The 14,767-nt window shown below is 37.1% G+C and carries 13 protein-coding genes; 2 read left to right on the forward strand and 11 right to left on the reverse strand.

Annotated elements, in window-relative coordinates:
- Positions 1–194: 194 nt before the first annotated feature.
- Both V6C17_RS07650 and recA read right to left on the reverse strand, forming a co-directional pair.
- Positions 195–647 (reverse strand): regulatory protein RecX, encoded by a 453-nt coding sequence (locus tag V6C17_RS07650; protein ID WP_333522060.1) that lies wholly within the window; start codon positions 645–647, stop codon positions 195–197.
- A complete protein-coding gene (gene recA / locus V6C17_RS07655) occupies positions 628–1,659 on the reverse strand; it encodes a recombinase RecA (RefSeq protein ID WP_333521978.1) in 1,032 nt (343 codons plus the stop codon). Before recA ends, V6C17_RS07650 begins: the two co-directional genes overlap by 20 nt.
- Before the next feature lie 141 nt (positions 1,660–1,800).
- Here recA and rpmE point away from each other — a divergent pair, with 141 nt between their 5' ends.
- Positions 1,801–2,013: a 50S ribosomal protein L31 gene (rpmE, locus tag V6C17_RS07660; protein WP_333521980.1), complete on the forward strand. Its 213-nt coding sequence runs from the start codon at positions 1,801–1,803 to the stop codon at positions 2,011–2,013.
- 68 nt (positions 2,014–2,081) lie between these two features.
- On the opposite strand, the gene V6C17_RS07665 is transcribed toward rpmE, so the two are convergent.
- The 5 genes from V6C17_RS07665 to V6C17_RS07685 all read right to left on the reverse strand — a co-directional run bounded on the left by V6C17_RS07665 (position 2,082) and on the right by V6C17_RS07685 (position 8,116).
- The gene (locus V6C17_RS07665; protein ID WP_333521982.1) at positions 2,082–3,662 is read right to left on the reverse strand and encodes a DEAD/DEAH box helicase; all 1,581 of its coding nucleotides are present in this window, start codon (positions 3,660–3,662) and stop codon (positions 2,082–2,084) included.
- Positions 3,663–3,675: 13 nt separating this feature from the next.
- The gene (locus V6C17_RS07670) at positions 3,676–4,923 is read right to left on the reverse strand and encodes a competence/damage-inducible protein A (protein WP_333521984.1); all 1,248 of its coding nucleotides are present in this window, start codon (positions 4,921–4,923) and stop codon (positions 3,676–3,678) included.
- Between the two features lie 199 nt (positions 4,924–5,122).
- The gene (gene rimO, locus V6C17_RS07675; RefSeq protein WP_333521985.1) at positions 5,123–6,451 is read right to left on the reverse strand and encodes a 30S ribosomal protein S12 methylthiotransferase RimO; all 1,329 of its coding nucleotides are present in this window, start codon (positions 6,449–6,451) and stop codon (positions 5,123–5,125) included.
- 11 nt (positions 6,452–6,462) lie between these two features.
- The gene (locus V6C17_RS07680) at positions 6,463–7,503 is read right to left on the reverse strand and encodes an extracellular solute-binding protein (protein WP_333521986.1); all 1,041 of its coding nucleotides are present in this window, start codon (positions 7,501–7,503) and stop codon (positions 6,463–6,465) included.
- A 217-nt stretch (positions 7,504–7,720) separates the two neighbouring features.
- Positions 7,721–8,116 carry a DUF6941 family protein gene (locus V6C17_RS07685; RefSeq protein WP_333521987.1) on the reverse strand — a complete coding sequence of 132 codons (396 nt, stop codon included), beginning with the start codon at positions 8,114–8,116 and terminating at the stop codon, positions 7,721–7,723.
- Positions 8,117–8,239: 123 nt separating this feature from the next.
- Here V6C17_RS07685 and V6C17_RS07690 point away from each other — a divergent pair, with 123 nt between their 5' ends.
- The gene (locus V6C17_RS07690; RefSeq protein WP_333521988.1) at positions 8,240–8,626 is read left to right on the forward strand and encodes a hypothetical protein; all 387 of its coding nucleotides are present in this window, start codon (positions 8,240–8,242) and stop codon (positions 8,624–8,626) included.
- 110 nt (positions 8,627–8,736) lie between these two features.
- Here V6C17_RS07690 and V6C17_RS07695 read toward each other — a convergent pair whose 3' ends face one another.
- The 4 genes from V6C17_RS07695 to V6C17_RS07710 form a co-directional block, all read right to left on the reverse strand.
- Positions 8,737–10,611 (reverse strand): YgiQ family radical SAM protein, encoded by a 1,875-nt coding sequence (locus tag V6C17_RS07695; RefSeq protein WP_333521989.1) that lies wholly within the window; start codon positions 10,609–10,611, stop codon positions 8,737–8,739.
- A 15-nt stretch (positions 10,612–10,626) separates the two neighbouring features.
- On the reverse strand, positions 10,627–11,397 hold the full coding sequence (locus V6C17_RS07700) for a helix-turn-helix domain-containing protein (RefSeq protein ID WP_333521990.1): 771 nt from the start codon (positions 11,395–11,397) through the stop codon (positions 10,627–10,629).
- Positions 11,398–11,402: 5 nt separating this feature from the next.
- Entirely contained in the window at positions 11,403–12,446 is a 1,044-nt protein-coding gene (mnmH, locus tag V6C17_RS07705; protein ID WP_333521991.1) for a tRNA 2-selenouridine(34) synthase MnmH, read from the reverse strand.
- 65 nt (positions 12,447–12,511) lie between these two features.
- Positions 12,512–14,689: an FtsK/SpoIIIE family DNA translocase gene (locus tag V6C17_RS07710; RefSeq protein ID WP_333521992.1), complete on the reverse strand. Its 2,178-nt coding sequence runs from the start codon at positions 14,687–14,689 to the stop codon at positions 12,512–12,514.
- Positions 14,690–14,767: the final 78 nt, after the last annotated feature.

Below are 14,767 nucleotides of genomic sequence, written 5' to 3' on the forward strand. Positions count from 1 at the left end.
GTAAAGCCGAGCAAATTACTCGGCTTTTAAAAGTCTTTCCCCAATTGATCCCCTATAGCAATTGGTTTCAAAATCTTCTAAAAGTTTACAATAAAAAGCTATCTTTCTTACACGATCGGATAGATTAATTGTAATTGTTTTTGAAAGTAGTGTCAAGTTAACCAGAATTTATAAAAAAATATTTAAAATATTTTCTATATTTTTTTAGAAGTAATTGTATTTATTGTATTAAACGAAAAACCTTTTGACAAAAGATACCTTGTTACTTTAACTGTTTCTATAGTTTCAGGATCAGAATATCGTTTTTTTAATGCATTTATCGCCGCAGTAAACTCATCGAAATCGGAATATTTATTAAGAGTGCTATCAATTAAATGCTCATCTAAACCGCGTCCCTTAAGTTTCAAAATAATATAATTTTGGCTATATTTAGAAGCAGTATAGTATTTCCTGATCAAAATATCGCAAAGCGCGGCATCATCAATATAGCCGCGCTTTGTTAATTCTTTTATAGCAAGATCGATGGAAGTTGTTGTGTATCCTTTTGAAGATAATTTACAGCGAAGCTCATACTCGCTATAAAGTTTTCTAGATAATATATTTACAGCTGCTTTTAAAACGTCTTTACTAATCTGCTGCGACATCATCTGCAATGACTGCTGCCTTCAAGGTTCCGCCTAGTATTAAATTTTCGCGTATTTTCTTTTCAATTTCATTGGCAACATTAATGTTTTCTTTTAAAAATTCTTTGACGTTTTCTCTGCCTTGTCCAAGACGGGTTCCAGCAAAAGAATACCAAGCGCCGCTTTTTTCGATAATGTCTAAATCGGTTCCTATATCAACAAGGCAACCTTCGTGTGAAACTCCCTGACCATACATAATATCAAATTCGGCTTGCTTAAACGGAGGAGATACCTTGTTTTTTACTACTTTTACTTTTGTTCGGTTGCCGACAATGTCATTACCTTGTTTCAAGCTGTCGGTTCTACGAACATCTAATCTTATAGACGAGTAAAACTTTAAAGCACGTCCACCTGTAGTTGTCTCAGGATTCCCGAACATAACGCCAACCTTTTCCCTTATTTGATTTATAAAAATAGCGGTAGTATGGGATTTGCTGATTATTCCAGTTAGCTTCCTCATTGCTTGGGACATAAGACGAGCTTGGAGACCTACATGAGAGTCGCCCATTTCACCTTCAATTTCGGCTTTAGGAACTAGTGCAGCAACAGAGTCAACAACAACAACATCAATTGCTCCACTTCGTACGAGCGCGTCCGCTATTTCAAGCGCTTGTTCGCCATTATCAGGCTGTGAAATAAGCAGATTTTCTATATCAACTCCAAGATTTTTAGCATAAACGGGATCAAGAGCATGTTCAGCATCGATAAATGCAGCAATTCCGCCAGCTTTTTGGGCTTGAGCAATTATATGTAACGCAACTGTTGTTTTACCTGAAGATTCTGGGCCATATATCTCTACAACCCTACCACGGGGAACACCGCCAATTCCGAGAGCAATATCTAAAGATAGCGTTCCTGTAGGAATAACCTCAATATTCATTTTGGCAGCTGCTTCACCAAGCTTCATGATGGAGCCTTTGCCAAAATCCTTTTCAATTTGGCGCATTGCGTTCTCTAATGCTTTTAGCTTATCCATAATCGTCCTCCCCCTCTTATACAAGTCTATTTTACAAACATTTGTTCGTAAAGTCAATAGAATAAATTTTTTATGTATTTATGAATTAATACAAGTTATCCTGCATAGTTTGTTCTAACTGATACTTCAGGAGGGATAAGCATGAAAGAAAAAATTCATCCAAAATATTATGAAACTGTTGTAAACTGTGCGTGCGGAAATAGTTTTATTACCGGCTCCACTAAGAAAATTTTGAAAGTTGATGTTTGCTCGAAGTGTCACCCATTCTTTACAGGAGTGCAAAAAATAGTTGATACAACAGGAAGGCTAGAACGGTTTACAAAAAAATATGGGTTAGACAAAAAAAAGGGCTAACGCCCTTTTTTAATATATAAATATTTGTTTTCTTAGACTTATGTAGTGTCACTCGGTAATCGCTTATATCAACGACTTTTAGCCGGTTCAACGTTAATTTTATAGCCTTTAATTGTATTTTTATGCATGACCGACATAACACGTTCTGCAACATCTTCTGGTACTTCTACAAATGTGAATTTATCGTAAATATTAATCACACCGATAATATTTCCTGGAATATCTGCTTCATTAGCTATAGTGCGAACAATATCTTCGGGGCGAATTTTTTGTGAACGTCCTACATTCATGAAAAGACGTACCATACCAGGTGAACCACCTGTATTTGCTAAAGGAGTGGTAACAGGCTCTTCTTCCTTTTCCTTAAACCCTTCTTGATAGAGTTTAACGGCTGCTGCTGCTATATCTACAGTGTCATAGTCTGCAGATAGGTCAGATATTATTGAATGATAATCAGTAAAGCTACGTCGATCCAATGTAACTATTAAACGATTTTTAATTATTTCACGTTGGCGTTCTAGAATATCAGCGGAGGAAGGAAGTTGTTTACGGATAATACGTGTCTTTGCGAGTTTTTCAATTATTTTGAGTTGGCGATATTCGCGTGGTTCAATAAATGTAATAGCAACACCCTTTTTGCCAGCTCGACCTGTTCGGCCTATTCTATGTACATATGACTCATGATCTTGCGGTATATCATAGTTAATTACATGTGTAATGTGCTCAATGTCAAGTCCTCGTGCTGCAACATCGGTTGCTACAAGAATTTCAAGTTTTCCCTCACGGAATTTTTTCATAACTCTGTCACGTTGAGCTTGGCTTAAATCCCCATGCAATCCGTCTGACATATAACCACGTGCTTGTAGAGAGGCTACTAAATCATCAACACCTTTTTTAGTACGACAGAAGATGATTAGTCTTCCGATATCTTCTACATCTAAAATGCGGCATAATCCTTCAAGTTTTTCACGCGTCTCGTAATAAGATTGATCAATTAATGGGACGGTTAGCTGTTCTTTACTAATGGTCACTTTACGTGGTTGATTCATATACTTTTCAGCTAGCTTTGCAATAGGAGCAGGCATTGTAGCTGAAAAAAGTAATGTCTGGCGGCCTTCGACAGGAATATTCTGGATAATTGATTCAATATCCTCGATAAATCCCATATCAAGCATTTCATCAGCTTCATCTAGAATAAGAGTTTTAACAGTATCAAGTTTAATAGTATTTCGACGTACGTGGTCTAATAAACGTCCTGGGGTACCAATAACTACTTGAACACCGAATTTTAAAGCTCTAATCTGTCGATCAATAGATTGGCCACCATATATTGGAAGTGTTTTGATCTTTTTAAATTTACCTATTTTACTTAGCTCTTCTGAAATTTGAATAGCCAATTCCCTAGTAGGAGTAAGTACAAGTGCCTGTATTTGGCGGTTATCTGTGATTCTCTCTAGGGTTGGTATGCCAAAAGCAGCTGTTTTACCTGTTCCGGTTTGAGCTTGCCCTATAACGTCGTGTCCTTCAATTACTAAGGGAATTGTTTGGCTTTGGATTGGTGATGGCTCTTCAAAACCCATTTCTGTAATAGCAGATAGAATTTTTTTACTTAGCTGAATATCACCGAAAAATTCTGTGTCTTTTTTCAAATTATATATCCTCCTATGATGTTAGGTCATGTATATAGCATCTCAAAATATCAAGTGCTGCCTGAGAAGCACGAAATTTAATATCAGTACGTTGACCAATAAAATGATAGCTATGACACCTTAAACCTATTGGACCGTCTATTGCTATATAAACTAATCCTACAGGCTTTTGTGCCGTGCCACCTCCTGGACCGGCAATTCCTGTCACTCCTATCCCGATATCTGTTTTAAATTTACGGCGAATACTGTTAGCCATCGCCGTAGCCGTTTCATTACTGACGGCACCGTATTTTAAGATTACTTCATGTGGAATATTAAGCTCTTGAACTTTTACGTCGTTACTATAACAAACAATCGATCCGCAAATATAGCTAGAACTGCCAGGAACATCAGTCAGACGGCTTGTAATTAGACCACCTGTACACGATTCGGCCAGTGCAAGAGAAAGATTGTTTTTAATTAACTCACGGCCAGCAACAACTTCCATGCTATTATCATCAGTATCAAATATGTATTCGCCTACTCGGCTTACGATTTTTTGCAGTACACTATCAATTAGCTTTTGAGCTTCTAATTCATTCTTACCTTTAGCTGTAATTCTTATTACAACTTCACCCATGCGGGCAAGTAACGCAATTGTTGGATTTGTTTGATTTATAATTAAATCCTTGATTTTATCCTCGAGAGCAGATTCTCCAATACCATATGTCCGAAGAACCTTAGAAATAATAGACCCTTGCATCCCATATTTATTGTTTAAATACGGGACAACAGAATGTTCAAACATAAAACTTAGTTCATTCGGAGGGCCGGGTAAGTTAATAATTATTTTATTATTATTTTCAAGAATAATACCAGGAGCAGTTCCACGCTCGTTAGAAAGTATAATTGACCCTTCAGGTACCATAGCTTGGCGTAAGTTGCTTTCAGACATATTTGCGTGTCGCTCAGCAAAAAAACATTTAATCTTATTTTTACTGGGCTCATGCAAATAAAGACTGCGGTTTAATATCAGTGCAGTGACTTCTTTTGTTATATCGCCTTGGGTTGGTCCCAGACCGCCGGAGGTAATTACAATATCCGCTCGCGATAGCGCATGCTCTAACACATGTGTCATGCGTTCGCGATTGTCCCCTACTGTAGTTTGGTATAGAACATTGAACCCAAGTTTATTCATTTGTTGTGCTAAATATGGTGCATTAGTGTTAACAATTTGGCCAAGCAATAATTCAGTACCTGTTGTTACTATTTCTACTATCATAGTAAAACCTCCCAATTATGCATTCGCGTAATTTTAGTTAAATCCTTTAATGCAAGTGTATATACAATGAAGCCTAAATAAAGAGTATGCACAGGGCAAATAAAAAATAGCAGGACAACTGTCACTACTATTTTCGCAATATACGCGTAATATAATCGGATAAATATTTTTAGTGAATCCGTGTCGGTTTATTGTTAAGTTATTGTTTTTCAGTTAAAACATCATACGTAAATCCCTGAATTACTTTTACACTAATTATATCACCAGGTTTGCTTAACTCATCGTTCTCGACATAAACCTGGCCGTCGATATCTGGAGCTTCACGATAAGAACGCCCGAAAGATATATTTGCCTGCTCAGGATCTCTGCCTTCTATAAGTACCTCTAGCGTTTGGCCTTCCAGGTCTTGATTTAATTCTTCAGATATTTGACATTGTAATGCCATCAAATCATGATAACGTTCTTGCTTTACCTCCTCAGGGACTTGATTTGCCATTGAGTGAGCAGGTGTATCTTCTTCCCGAGAATACGTAAAGACTCCCACCTTATCAAATCTTTGTTCTTGGACGAAGGTTCTAAGTGATTGATAATGTTCTTCAGTTTCGCCTGGAAAACCAACAATGAATGAAGTGCGTATTGCTACCCCAGGGATTTTTGAGCGGAGTTTTGCAAGTAATTGTTCAATTTCACCTCTGCTGTCACGTCGGTACATAGCCTTTAAAATATCGTCATGAGCATGTTGAAGAGGCATGTCAATATATTTGCAAATTTTAGGCTCTCGAGCAATTAAGTCAATAATCTCATCTGTGAAAAATTTCGGATAGCAGTATAGCAGTCTAATCCATTTCAATCCGTCAATCTTGACAAGTTCTTTTAGCAGATCGGCCAAGCGAGGTTTTCCATAAATGTCCAAACCGAAACTGGTAGTGTCTTGAGCAATCAGATTAACTTCTTTTATACCGCGTTTTGCTAAATTTGTTGCTTCAGTAACGATAGACTCAATTGAACGGCTACGGAAATTGCCGCGTACCATAGGAATTACACAATAAGAACAGCGGTTATTACAGCCTTCTGCAACTTTGATATAGGCAGTATAAGATGGAGTGGTAGTTATTCGCGGCATATTCTCATCATAAATTGTTTCGGTTTCGCCAATAATTAGAACTCTTTCTCCAGCTAAGACTGAATTTACAGCTTCTATAATTCTGTGCCATGCACCTGTTCCTATAATTGCGTCAACTTCAGGCAACTCGTCTAATAAGTCCTGTCTGTAACGCTGTCCAAGGCACCCAGCTACTATAAGGGCCCGGCATGAATTGTTTTTTTTATAATCAGCCATTTGCAGAATAGTAGATATTGATTCCTCTTTAGCTGTGTCAATAAAGCTGCAAGTATTAACAATTATTATATCTGCTTCTTCCGGATTTGGTGTTATCTCTATATTATTGGCGGCTAAATTTCCCAGCATAACCTCAGTATCAACAAGATTTTTAGCACAGCCTAGGCTAATAAAGCCAGCTTTAAGCATTAAATTTCCTCCTATTGCTTTCTGGAACTTAAGCGTACATTTTGTACCCATTTATCCAGGATTAATCGCTTTTCTTCTGCGGTAGTAACTGACTTATTATCTAATAACTCAATAGATTTGTTGGTATAAGATTTATAAGAAGTAATTTCTGGGTTAGTAGGGATAAAGAAAAACTTGTTTTGCTGTAATACTGCTTGAGCTGAGTCTTGCAGCAGCCAGTCGATAAATTGTTTTGCCTCTGGTCCATGCTGTGCTCCCTTAACCATGGCAACCCCAGTTAAAATATAGGCCGTTCCTTCTTCAGGATAAATTATATTCACTGGGAAACCATCATTGACATAGCGAATGCTTTCACTTTGCACAGCTATAGCAATATCTACTTCACCCATACCAGCCATCCGGACCGGGGTAGCTAAGAATTTGGCATATTGAATAACCTTAGGATGAATTTTACTGAGAAAATCAAAGGCTTTCTCTTCTCCATTTGCCGAGACCAAGCTAAATAACAAATTGGCTGCAGCATCGGCAGCTAGAAAATCCGTTATACCTATGCGAACCTGATCATCCTTTGTCAGATCAGACCATTTTGTTGGAATTTGATTAAAACCTTTAATAAAGTCCTTATTTGCCGCAAGAACAATCGGATCATACCAAACACCAGTCCAATAACCGTGCTCTTCTTTAAAACGCTCATAGACTATATCGGTTTGTTCTGATGTATATGATGAAAGTTGAGCATCTTTCTTTAATGAATCTAATAACGTGCTTGAAGTTAAAATAATATCCGCTCGCGGGTCTTCCTGCTCAAGGTTTATGCGGGTAATAATATCCTTTTCAGATAGTGGTACAATTTTAACTTGAAGGTTGGAAGACTTTTCATATTCCTGAGCTAAGACCGCAGCCTGTTCAACTGGTAGAGATGTATATACAGTAATACTTTTCATGTTCTTGGGATTCCGTCTATCAGCATAGCCGGCTAAATAGCTATTGCCTGCTATAACAACAACTAGTATTATAAAAGTAACCCAAAATAAGGGTTTATAGCGACGCATTGCTATTTACCTCCGTTTACAAAAATAAATCACATATTACTATACAATTTATTTTTTCTCAATGCAAGGAAAAATTCCTACCAAATTAACTTTAAAGCCAGAATTATATGGTTTTTTTCAAGGAAAGTCCGTGAAAAACAATGGTATACTGTAGTACATAGAAAAACAATGGTATACTGTAGTACATAGAAAAACACGGGATTTCCCGTGTGGCAAATTAAACGACCATAATAGCGTCAGTATATGATTTAATAATTGCCTTATCGTCTTCGCATAAAGTGATTTTCAACTCATAAATACCTTCTGTTGTAAAATCAATGTTTTCAAGCATTAAACTATTAACTTGTCTATATGTTGGATCTGGCAGAGAAAATGGTCCATTCTTTCCACTAGCAACTACACGTCCGTCAGGTGCAATAATTTCAGTTAGTTCATGAACAGAATATAGTGGTTTTGAGTTGCTTCCCCGCCATATTGTAAAGACCGTGAATGGTTGGGAAAACCCCATTGTATATTGACTGAATTCATTATATATATTATGGCGTCCGCTTTGGTCAGTAGTTACCTCTTCGCATAATAAGGCAGCTTGCAAATGAACTTGGTCATCGATCACACAAATTCCCCCAATAAATTTTAGTGCTATTTTGACCATGGAAAGCAATTTATATGTAAATATTTAATTATTATAAAGGTTAAGCATTAACAAAGAAAAATATTTTAGAATGGGGCGATCGTCATGCTAAAACAATTTGTTTATCGGCTTAACGAGCAACTAACATTTAGGCTGCTGATGATTATTACATTTCTCACTTTAATAGGTACCGGGAATATTGTCGGAATTTACGTTGCATATGTGAAAAACTCTATCATCGAAATAATCTCTTCGTTAATTGCTTCAGCAGTATATCTAGTACCTGCATATGGGCTGATAAAGTTAAGACCTTGGGCACGGCAACTGGAGTTGCTTTTATGTAGCATCTTTGTACTGCTGGGGTTAGTTGTTTTAGTATTTGATAGTATATTTTTAGGTGTAATTATAATTATGGTACATGGCCTAATCGCGTTATATCTAGCCACGAATGAGTGCAAGAATATATTTATTAATGAAAAAAAACAGGCTTAGCTGCCTGTTTTTTTAGTTCTAACAGAAATCATAGCGCTTAAGGTAGTAATGGTAACACAGATTCGCTTAGCCAAGGCTAGGTGCATGCCGCATTTTCTTTATCAGCAAATTCAACGACTGTTTCTGTTGTTTCTTCGCTTAGAGACTGTACTTTGTTTTTTATAGCGAGCATGATCTGACATATTGAGCTGCTGCTTTGGAGGGCGAATTAGACATTTTGGTTCAAAACCGATTAAATCTTGGCGATTAGCTTTAATTAGAGCCTCATGTACCAATTGATAATTTCTAGGATTTCTATATTGAATAAGCGCACGTTGGAGTTTTTTCTCATGAGGGTCTTTAGCAACATACACTTTTTCATTGGTGAGTGGGTTGATACCCGTATAATACATACAGGTGGATAGGCTGCCTGGAGTCGGTATAAAATCTTGTACTTGTTCGGGATGATATTTTAAATCACGAATAAATTCTGCTAATTCTACAGCCTCTTTTAACCCACACCCCGGATGACTAGACATAAAATAAGGTACTAAATATTGCTCTTTGCCTATAGCTTTATTTATTCTTTGATAGGCATTAGCAAATCTTAAATAGACATCTTTGCCAGACTTACCCATTAATTTAGTAACCTTTGGGGAAACATGTTCAGGTGCAATTTTTAATTGACCGCTTACGTGATGCTGACATAGCTCCTGTAGAAACTCTTCATCTTTTGCTGTCATTAAGTAATCATAACGTAAGCCTGATCGAATAAATACTTTTTTGACTCCTGGTAATGTACGTAAAGTTCGCAAAAGAGAAAGGTAATCACTATGGTTAGTATCTAGATTTTTACAAGGTTCTGGAGCTAGACAATGACGTCCTTTACATGCTCCTCGTTCAGCCTGATGCTTGCAGGCTGGTATTCTAAAATTTGCAGTTGGACCGCCAACATCGTGAATATAACCTTTAAAGTCAGGCATGTTTATTAGAATTTTAGCTTCATTTATTATAGATTCTTGGCTTCGGCTTTGGATAATTCGTCCTTGGTGGGAAACTATAGCGCAAAATGAACATCCACCAAAACACCCACGATGGCTAACCAGACTAAATTTAACTTCTTGAATAGCTGGAACGCCACCGTCTTTTTCATAAATTGGATGATAGGTACGTTTATATGGTAAGTCATAGATTTCATCCATTTCAGCAGTAGTCAAAGGTAGCGCGGGTTTATTTTGTACAACATAATATTCGCCGTGATTTTGAACGAGCGTTTTGCCTCTAATTGGATCCTGTTCTTGGTATTGAATTTTAAAGGCTTCCGCGAATTTCTTTTTATCACTTTGAACATCAGAAAAGTCAGGGATTTCTGTATAATCCCAAATACTATCAAGAGAGGTTAATCGATAACATGTGCCTTGTACATCTCGAATATCTGATACAGCTATCCCACTTGCTAGCTGAAGAGATATTTCTTTGAGCTGTTTTTCACCCATGCCATAAACCAAAATATCCGCTCTGCTATCAATTAAGATAGATCGGCGAACACTGTCTGACCAGTAATCATAATGTGCGAAACGTCGAAGACTAGCTTCAATTCCGCCAACAATTATTGGGATATTCTTCCATAGTTCGCGAATACGATTACAGTATACAATTGTAGCCCGGTCTGGGCGATAACCAGATTTGCCGCCAGCCGAATAATCATCATTACTCCGGAATTTTTTAGCCGCAGTAAATTTATTCAGCATTGAATCTAGGTTGCCTGCTGAAACTAAAACGCCTAAACGCGGCTTACCTAGTCTTTTGAAATCAGCAGTTGTGCGCCAATCCGGTTGAGCGATAATTCCTACTTTAAAGCCTAATTTTTCTAAAAGTCGGCATATTATAGCTGGTCCAAAACTTGGATGGTCGACATAAGCATCACCACTTATAAAAAGGAAATCTAACTGTTCCCATCCACGGGCTTGCATATCTTCTTTACTTATTGGCAAAAAATGTTCCATAGTTTCTCCTGCTGGTTACTGTTTCGATTGATTGGCCGCAAATGATTTTACAATTACATCGCCTTTATTTCCGAGTTTTCCTAGTGATTGACCATTATGTATAATTTCTACACCGCCTGCATTACCAACTTTTACCACTAGACTCTTATCTGCTTCCCAAGTGAATGAATCGTTTTTTGATGGAATTCCTTCGTAGATTTCTTTCCCGTCTGCAACAACCTGTGTCCAGCATTCTTCATTATATTTCGCGGTTACTGAAATTGGTTTCGACTGCGGAGTGACAGATTTCGCTGGAGTCGGAGTAGGCGCTGCTTGTGATGAAGGAGGTAAAGTTGAATTTTGGTTTTGTGAAGGTTGTTGAGGTACTTGTTGAGGGGTGGTTTGCTTTGATGCGCTAATCCACCAAATAACTCCAGCAATTGCTGCTATTGCAAGGCCTAGTAAAATCCATTTAGTGTTGTTACTCTTATGTTCAGGATCTTCTTGAGTACTTGCTGGCGTACTAACAATTTCTGTGGCCGTGGCAGCCGCTTGCGGCGCCACCTGTAGATTTGAGTTATTTTGCTGACGATATAGTTCAACAATGTTTGGACCGCTTAATCCCAAATAATTAGCATAATTGCGTATAAAGCCTTTTACATAAACTTCACCGGGAATTACTTTGAAATCGTTTGCTTCAATAGCACTTAAATATAGAGCCCGTATGCTTGTTGCAGCCTCTATATCCTTAATTGATAAGCCCTTTTTTTCGCGTTCAGTGCGCAAAACATCCCCTACTGACTGCATAAGTTCTACCTCCCAGTTTTACGTAAATAATTTATAATCTTATTCGCTGCCTCATTCAAATTATTTGAACAAACTACTAAATCAAATTCATCATCATTTTGTTTTTCATATCCATACAGAGGGTCATAGTATTCATTTATTAGTGTCAACGCACATTGTCGTATATTTCCGGATTCTAAGTAATTAAGAAGCTGTTTTGTTTTTTTTACACCTAAGCGCTTACTTAAAGAGTTTATGCAATCTGCAATGGATTGGGTATTTTGCATATTAAGGTGAAAATATTCATTAATTAATCGTTCAGCTCGAATCTCTAAATCTGCATAAATCAAGATACGTTTAGCAGATTTCATTGCATTATAAAGGATGTCAGGGATATAGACATTACCAACTCGTTTGCTTTCTGACTCTAAAATAATATAATGGCTATTATTTAATTGTTCTAGCTCATTAAGAAGTAAAGAATCAAAACTTTGAGCACTAGCTGGCTGTCCGAGACCAATTTGACCAAAAATTGAACCACGGTGATTAGCTAATTGTTCAATATCAATTATAGGTTCATTTATTTTTTTTAAAAGATTGAGAATATTAGTTTTGCCAACACCAGTTGATCCGCAAAGAACATAGATCTCTGGTTTTATTTTAAAACTAGCCAATTGTTTTAAAACGTAATTACGATATTCTTTATATCCACCAATTAATTGATAGGATTTTATTCCCATTATTGCGAGTATACTTACTATTGATTTTGACCTCATCCCACCACGCCAGCAATAAATTATTAGCCTTTTGCCCATTTTATAATGGGATTGTATTTGTCTAATAATATCAGGGAGTTTAGTGGAAACAATCTCTAATCCTTTGTCTTTAGCCTCTTCACTACCAATATTTTTATATATTGTACCGACTAAAGCACGTTCTTCGTCAGAAAATATTGGAATGTTAACTGAATTAGGGATATGACCTTTTAAATACTCTGAAGGAGATCTTACATCAATATAAATTGGATTATCAAAAGTTTTACTACTTTCAAAGTCAACAGTTTTATGCATTTTTCACCAAACCGAAATTTATTATGTTTAATCTATTTTACCCATTAAATACTAACTGATATAAGCTATTTTTTGAAATAACTATTATTTACCTGTTCTGAAGTCATTAAAATATCCCGCGCTTTGCTGCCGATGTTTGGCCCAACAATTCTCATTTCCTCCATAGTATCAATAAGCCTCGCTGCTCGTGTATAACCAATACGGAATTTTCTTTGAAGCATAGATACCGAAGCTTGTCCAGTTTCCAGTACCATATTCACTGCTGTCTCAAGAAGTTCGTCTTCATATTTTTGCTGATTTTGATTTTCTTCTGATGCGGATTCGTAGTCACCAGTAGTAATTTCATTGTTGTAATCAGGATTTGCCTGGGTTTTTAAAAAAGCAATCAGATCTTCAACTTCATTATCAGCAATAAATGCGCCTTGAACTCGAAGTGGTTTTGGTGCACCTACAGGGTAATATAGCATGTCACCTTTTCCAAGTAATTTTTCAGCACCAGTCATATCTAGTATTGTTCTAGAATCGATCTGTGAAGAAACTGCGAATGAGATTCTAGAAGGTACATTAGCCTTTATTGTACCGGTAATAACATCAACAGATGGACGCTGAGTTGCTAAAACTAAGTGAATTCCAGCTGCTCTAGCTTTTTGGGCTAGACGGCAAATTGCGTCCTCGACATCGACAGGAGCTACCATCATTAAATCCGCAAGCTCGTCAATTATAACCACTATTGATGGAAGTTTGCAGTCATCAATAGTCTGATTATATCTACCTATATCGCGGACTCCAGCCTCTGCAAAAACAGCATAGCGGCGCTCCATCTCATGGACAGCCCAATTTAAAGCGGCCGCAGCTTTTTTTGAATCTGTAACGACAGGTGCCATAAGATGAGGAATTCCGTTAAAATTCGAAAGCTCAACCATTTTAGGATCAATTAAGACAAATTTAACCTCATCAGGAGTTGCCTTAAACAATATACTCGTAATCAAAGTATTTATACATACACTTTTTCCTGATCCAGTGGCGCCTGCTACAAGTAAATGCGGCATTTTCGCAAGGTCAGCTACGATAGGCTGACCAGCAATATCCTTACCTAAAGCTACTGTTAGTTTTGATGAAGCATCTTGAAATACACTGCTCTCAAGGACTTCTCTCAGTTGTACACCAGAAAGTTCTTTATTTGGAACTTCTATTCCAATAGCAGCTTTTCCGGGAATTGGAGCTTCAATTCGTATGCCTGGTGCCGCGAGTTTAAGGGCAATATCATCAGCTAAATTGACAATTTTACTTACCTTAACTCCTGGAGCTGGTTCTAGTTCATAGCGAGTAACAGATGGCCCGTTGCAGGCGTTGATTATTTTTGCACTAACGTTAAAGTTGTCTAATGTTTCTTCAAGCACTCTGGCATTATCATTTATTTCCTTTGATAATTTAGGTTGCTTCCCCTTACTAGGTTTACTCAGCAAAGATATGGGGGGGAGTTTATACACTAGCGAGTGGCTATCTTCTTTGTCGGTTGAAGTTGTTTCACTGATACTTATATTTTTTACTGGAGCATTTGGCATTTCGTCTAGGCTGGCATCAGAAGAAACCTTTTGTTTTTGCTTATTTCTATCTCGCTCTTGATTATAAAAAAAGGACTGTCTGCCGCTAGTATCGGCTTCATTTTCTGTAGATTCGACTAACAAACTTTCGCGTGTTGAAGCTATGGTTTCTCTAGCTGATTGAATACTTTCCATGGCATGATGTTTAGCTTTGAGCAAACCTGATGTCAGTGACCATGTTGTTGCCATTATAAAAGAGCAAACTGATAGCGCAAATAATATAATGATTGATCCATCAAAGCCGAAAAGTTTTCTAAGAGCGAAAAGAACAAACCCACCAGTAAATCCACCGCCCAATAATAAGCTTTCGGGTAAAATTTCTTTACCTTGTGAAATAGTAAAATGATGAAATATAGCTAGTATTAATATGTACAATAGGGCTATTCCCCAAAACTTTATCGAATATACTATAACTTTTCTTGTTATGATATACCGTAAGCCAATAGCAATGACTATAGTAGGTACTACTATAGCCCCGATTCCGAATAGATATTTCTGTGTTTTTGCGATAAATATTCCGACCGGTCCTGCGTTAAAGCCTAACAAACTTACTAATGATATTATACCTACAGTTATTAAGGTAATTCCGAGCAGTTCGTATTTAAGTTCTGGTGTCAATTCTGATAAAAACTTAGGCAATTCATACCACCTCTAAAAATCTTTTCTACATATCGACACAAAATCCTTTATTATAATGAGGCCTAAAAATAACAAACA

The sequence above is a fragment of the Dendrosporobacter sp. 1207_IL3150 genome (assembly GCF_036763085.1).
Lineage (GTDB): Bacteria > Bacillota > Negativicutes > DSM-1736 > Dendrosporobacteraceae > JBAIYU01.